Raw genomic sequence first — 7,060 nt, forward strand, 5'->3', positions numbered from 1 at the left:
ATAAACAATATTCATATTGTTACCTAAATAATATTTAGGTAACTGATTAATATCAGTCTTTACTCCATTAACTGTTACATAATCAATATGATAATTTTCTAAAGTTGGTATACTTTCATTTTCAATAGAATCACCAATTAATCCTGTTTCTTTATAATTATATTTATCTCCTGTAACAGTTTTTCCATCAGGATAAACTGTACTTACATTAAGAGTAGCCTTTTCTGAAGAATTTTGAAGGTTATCTCCTAAATATACAAGACCTCTTGGAGTCAATTCAAATACACTAGGTTTATTTACATCATATGATTTTTCTAAAGCTCCATCTTTATATACTTGAGAAGCACTTATTCTAGAACTTGTCTTATAATCTATATATATTTTATCTCCATATTTAAATCCTAAATTGTTAAATGCATTATATAAATCATTTTCAGGATAAACTGGATCATTTGTACCTGGGCCTCCACCTTTTGCACTTACAACTACATTTTTAATTAATTGATTGTCTTTATTATATAATCCTACACTAAATGCTTCACCATTTAAATACCAGTTAACTAGTGACCACCCTTTATTAACAGTCATTTTCATATTAACAGGATCAAATCCTATTGTTCCAAGAGCTTGACTCCAAGTATTATTAATAATAATTTTAGAGTTTCCTAAAGGAGTTTCTCCATCTGCTAACCCGTTCTTTGGCATTGATTGTATCATCTCTTTGGCTGTCGGCTTTTGATTAACATTTGTTACTGAATTTAAAGCATTATCAATAGCCTTAATATAATTCTTATAATCCTGTTGAGTTCCATTTTCTAAAATTATATTTTTTATTTGTAATAATACATCAACCATAGGCATTGGATAATCTTTAAGTGCACTTATAATTTGATCACTCAGATTAATATAATCCTGTACTGTAAGATTATGATTTGTTTTCATTAAAGCAATTTTATCAAGCCATGCTCTTACATTTAAAGGTTCTATTCTTAAAGCTTCATTTATGGCATTCATTTTATCTTGATATGATGACTCTGAACTTGCAAGCCATAAATACTCATTAGATTTCTTTAATGTAGCTGGATTAATATTTTCATATAATAAATCATAATTAGTTACATTTCCATTAGTAGCTATTCCATTAGACCATCCACTAATATCTGCCCCTTGACTTTGTGACCATCCAAAAATATTATTTCCTATAGTCCACTTATGCTGATCATTATAGAATATAAATGCACAATGTCCTGGTTGTCCAACTGGTTGAGCTGGAATACCAAAAACTTGACATGCTGATGAACCTATATAAGATGTAGATCCACAAACTCCGCCATCATACCAAACATCTAAAATATTTGGATCTGGTCCATAAAAATCTGGTCCAAATACACTCGCTCCTGTATGGGGATTTATTTCATTATATTGTATTGTATAAGCTATATTATTTAATCCATTACCACCAGCATTTATAAAAGCATTATGGTTTTGCATTATTATAGCTCTCATCTCTAATATTTCAGAATTTGGTATATGTGTATTAACAACATACATTATATGTCTAACATCTAAAGTTTTAAAAATAGGAAGCATTCCACCTTCTGCATTTAAAGTTTCAAATATATTGTATCTTTCAACAGGATTTCCTACAGTACCTTTACCTGGCCAAGCATTTATAGGTTTTGCATTACTTACAGCTGTAGCTATTGCTAATTTTAAATTAAATCCTGCTCTTGAATTAGTATATTTGTTCCATATATCAGACCAAATTTGAAGTCCATTCATATTTATTCCTAAAGGACTTGTTGCATCTAAATATTCTTTCATAGCAGTTTCATTATTTAACACCCAATTTATAAAATCTTTATTAGCTTGGCTCTTATTAAAGAAATTCTCTAAGTTCTTTGCCCCTATTCTTGATATAAAAGCACTTGTAACAATTTTATAATCTAGCTTACTATTGCTTGAAACATTGGTAATATTAATGTTTTGATTCATTGCTGTGTTTATATCAGAAGTTAATGTATTCATATAACTTGCTATATCATTAGCATTGTTTATAGTAATTATTGGATCTGTAGCCGTAATAATTGAAAGAGTATTATCTGAATTTGCTTCCAATACATATTTTGAATTACTTGAAGTATTTGATGATACTTGTATTGGGAATAAGCTATTATCTATATCTAAAGCAAAAGTATAAGTTTCACCTTTATTTAACTTACTTAAACTCTCTTCTGGTATTATACCCTGTATACTTGAAGAGTTATTATTTAAAGTACTTGTATTTACTGACTCCACAACTTGATTATTTGAGTTTAAAATAACTAATTTTTTATCAGCATTTAATACACTTTCACTTTGCCCATCTGATAAATTACTATCTATGATTAAATTATTATTCTCCCATGAAACATTAGTTGTATAAGCTTTTTGCCCAAAATTAACAGGAATTAATCCTTCTTTAGTTATTTTAAAGTATTCTACTTTTCCACTTATATTTCCTAATACTTGATTTCCATTTAAAACAACCGGTTTAGAAACTGTATTATTATAGCTCAAACCTATTATATCCCCATAATTAAATGATTTACCATTTAAAGCTTCTGTTAATTGACTTGTTGAACCATTATTAATTGAAGCATCTAATAATTTTTTTCCATTATCATTATATAAATCTAAATCAAAGTAATTAGAATTTCCGTTACCAAAACTATTAGTATAATTATTTACAACAAATTTCATAGTTTCTGGGTCAAATGTTATACTTGATGATAATTCTCCTTGCCATCCTTGATTATCATAAAAGTTTATATAACTATTCATTAATTGAATATTTGATTCTACAGATGGATTAACAGTTGTTGGTATATACCCTGCTGATGATACAACTATCTTTGTATTACTTGTAAATCCATTATTATCAGTTATAGGAATATTAAAGTCACCATCAGCATTAGTCATTCCTTTAAATATGTTTCCATTAACAGAAACCTCTACAGATGTATTTGGTTTCGCTTGTCCTTCTATATTGGTAGATATTACCTTATTAGAGCTTAAAATATCTAATGGTTTTATATTAATAAACTTATCATTTAAATTTATTAACCCTTTATTCGTTATTTCAAAATATTCTTGCTTACCAGTAGTATTACCTATACTTGTCTTACCATCATATACATTAGCCTTAACAAAGCTTGGATTATATGAAACTTCAATTACATCCCCTAGATTATAGCTTTTATTATTTATTTCTGATATAAAACTATTAATATCATTTAACTTATCTCCATTAAATGAATATATAACATCTCCATTTTTAGGGTTTATAAGTTTTATACTTAAAGAATCACCATAAAATGCTCCTGTATATTGTTTAGCTAATGGGTATTCTATTGCTTTCAATTTATTACCTACAGCATCAAAAGTTACATTAAAAATAGGAACATTTGTATTATTTATGACTTCTATTCTATTAGAATTTATATTAATTACCTTAGTATCATATTGTACTGTTAATATTTCATTATTATCATTATTAACAAAAATTCTAACTTCACTACCTATAGGTGCTTCGCTTACAGGAATCTCCAATGAAAACTCACCATTACCATTTGACTTAACTACTTTAGATACATTTCCATAAGTTATAGTTACATTTGTATTAGGTAATGTTTTACCTGTTAAAGTCATATTATTAATACCTTTATATAGGATTTGTGAAGTAGTTAAATTCTCATTAGTTACTGGAACTAATCCATTTGGAGTTATTTTAAAACATTTAAATTTATTTGTACAATCAATTTTACTTTTTCCACTATCAAGTAATAATTCTCCCATAGATAGTTCAGTTTCTTGTGGCTCATAAACTGCAATAATATCTCCGTACTCAAAATGAGCTCCATTTAAATTATTTTTTGAAGCAAATACATTAAAGTTACTTGTACTGCAACTTGCTAATATTTGTCCTGTTTTACCACTTATAAGTTGTGCAGCGAAATTACTTCCTCTGTTACTAATAGTCATATTAACAGGATTAAAAGTAATCATTTGCCCAAAAGTTCCATCTTGATCCTTATCAGATATTGTTATATTGGAATTTAATATACCTAGTTTTGAATCTACTGTAGGATTAATGATTTTAGCTACTTCCCCTTCTGTTTCTACAACTATATTTGTTGATGCTGTAAATCCATTTGAATCTGAAATATTAACTTTAAAATTCCCTTTGCTATCACTTTTTGTTGTAATTGTTTTTCCATTTACTATTACGTTTATTACTTGATTAGGATTTTTAATTGTTCCTGTAAGAGTTCCTGATGTTACTTTTCCATTTCCTAAAACATCGAATGGATTTACATTAACTTCAGGTAAATTACATGGCTCTAATCCATTTTGAGTTATTGTCATTTGAACAGACTTATTTACTAAGTAACTATTTTCTCCATCATAATTACTTACTTTTACTTGCCCTGATCCTAAAGAACTAACTTTAATAATATCCCCATAACTAAATCCTAAATTATTGAAATCATTATATAAATTTCGTGTTTGATTATTATTATCATAGGTCTCTGCTTTTATTAGATAACCATCCTTTGAATATAATGATATTTCAAAGGCTTTTCCTGAACCACTAGCAAAATAATCTCCCATACTTCCAGTTACATTTAATTTCATACTCTCTGGATTAAATGATATGTTTGCAGCTTTATATGTACCTCCATACCAATTTCCCATTAAGGTTATATTATTTTTAACAATTTTATATATATTAGGATCTACTGTAGCAGTTAAAACCTTTTCTTGTTCTCCTTTAACAAACACTGAAACTTTAGTTGATGACGTAATATCCTTCTCAGCTTCTATATTTAAATTGTATTCACCTTGTGAATTTGAGGTAGTAGTATAATCTTTACCATCAACCCATATATTTACCATTGAATTAGGTATTGTTTTACCTGATACATCTATCTTATTACTACCTAACTCAAAATATATAGGATTTACAGTTAAATTATTAGCTGTTTCTTTTAATCCTTCTTGTGTTATTTCATACTCCACTGTTCTAGTAGAGTTTCCAGGCATATTATCTACTTTTCCGTTTGGATTATTTAAAGACATATCAAGTCCATATGATGTTATCTTTATAGAATCTCCATATTCAAAACTTAATCCATTAAAATCATTATATACATCTTGACTACATCCTGAACCATTATATGACTCTGATTTTATTACTTCACCATTTTTATTTAATAAAGTTATTGTATATGCTGGACTATTTGAACTCCATGAAAAGTAATCATACCCTTTATTTTCAACATTTAACTTCTTTGTATATTGATTAAATCCAATTTTTGATACTAAATATGGATTCCCTCCCCAATATCCATTTAATGATATAGAAGTATAATTTAATTTATAATTTTTTGGATTTAACATAGGATTTAAAACTTTACTTTCTTCTCCTACTACAAACACTCTAATTTGAGTTGATTCTGTTATAGCCTTATTGGCTTCTATATTTAAATTATATTCACCAGTTGAATTTGAAGTAGTAGTATAGTCCTTTCCATCAATCCATATATTTACTGTAGTATTCGGTATTGTTTTACCTGAAACATTTACCTTATTGCTTCCTAAATCATAATATATAGGATTTACAGTTAAATTGTTAGAAAGCTCTTTTAAACCTCCTTTTGTTATCTCCATTGATATAGGTTTATTTACCTCATAATTCTTCTGTCCATTAAAATTAGATATACTTATTTTACTTGATTGCTTATAATCTATTTCTAAAATATCACCATAAGAATAACTTAAATCATTAAAGGCATTACATAATTCCTGACCAGCAGAATAATTATCTCCATTCATTTGTACACTTTTTATTAATTGTCCATTACTCTTATATAAAGCTATAGAAAAAACTTCTGTATTTTTAGATACATATGGATTAGTAAACTGACCTCCGTTAATAAACTCTATTTTAGATGTTTCTGGATTAAATTTTAATGTTCCAATACTATAATCCCAAGGGTCATTTATAGTTATAACATTATCCTTAATACTACTTGCATTATTAATATTTAGATTTTTATTTGTCAATAAAATTCTATTATTGCTTTGAGGAATGTTAGCAGTTATAGATTGTGTTGTCATGCTTACTACACCTGCTAATGTAATTATTGATAATATTTTTTTATTATTCATTTGTGCTTCCTTTCTCTCCATAATGTTGTGTATAAATATAAATACCATAAATTTCTTAATCATGTCTATATATATTTAACATTTTTTTAAAAAACTTTTTAATTATTAATTTTGTTAATAAATTATAAATAATATGCCATTTTTTTTACGAAATAAAAAAAGTATCTTAAAATAGACTTTTCCTACTTTTAAAATACTTTTTTACTTAAATTATAATATTTAAATAAAACATTATAAAACTTACTAAATGCAAAAATATTAATCTTAAATAACCATTTTGTACTTAATATCTAGGTATTTAAAATTCTTTCAAATTTACTAAATATATCATCTACTAATTTATCATCTAACTTTTTAAAATAATTTATCTTCCCACTTCTATTAAATTTATCAAACAAATCTTTACTAAAATCTAACCATATATCTGGTATATAAATATACATTATTTTTTCCATAGTAGAACTTAACATAAGATGCTCAACTCCAAAGAAACTATAATCATATATTTCATGTATCTCATTTAACTTTTGATAATCATCTACAATAGCATTAGTAATTTTATATCCATAAATATCAACAAAAAAGAAATCAAATTTTTCTCCCTTTGCTTTAAATCCATCCCCTAAAATAAATTTCACTTTTTTACTTTCTCCAAAATTACTTAAATACAAATCTATAAGCTCTTTACTTTGCTCATAAACTATAATTTCATTAACAGTATCTTTTTTTGATATTTCTTGAACATAATATCCAAGTCCTAACCCTAAAACTCCTACTTTACCATTAGCATTTTTAATTGCTTCATATGTTCCCTGTATTTCTTTTGGAGATATTTCCATCACAAGTT

At 26.5% G+C, this 7,060-nt stretch carries 1 protein-coding gene and 1 pseudogene; both read right to left on the reverse strand.

The features are described from left to right. Positions 1-6,213 (reverse strand): annotated as a pseudogene (locus ARA19_RS00005) (hypothetical protein); the annotation flags it as partial. Between the two features lie 290 nt (positions 6,214-6,503). Continuing rightward, positions 6,504-7,060, reverse strand: a 557-nt coding sequence (locus tag ARA19_RS17690) for a polyamine aminopropyltransferase (protein WP_197276530.1), incomplete at its 5' end; no start/stop codon positions are given.

The organism is Clostridium massiliamazoniense (assembly GCF_001403635.1).
Classification (GTDB): domain Bacteria; phylum Bacillota; class Clostridia; order Clostridiales; family Clostridiaceae; genus Sarcina; species Sarcina massiliamazoniense.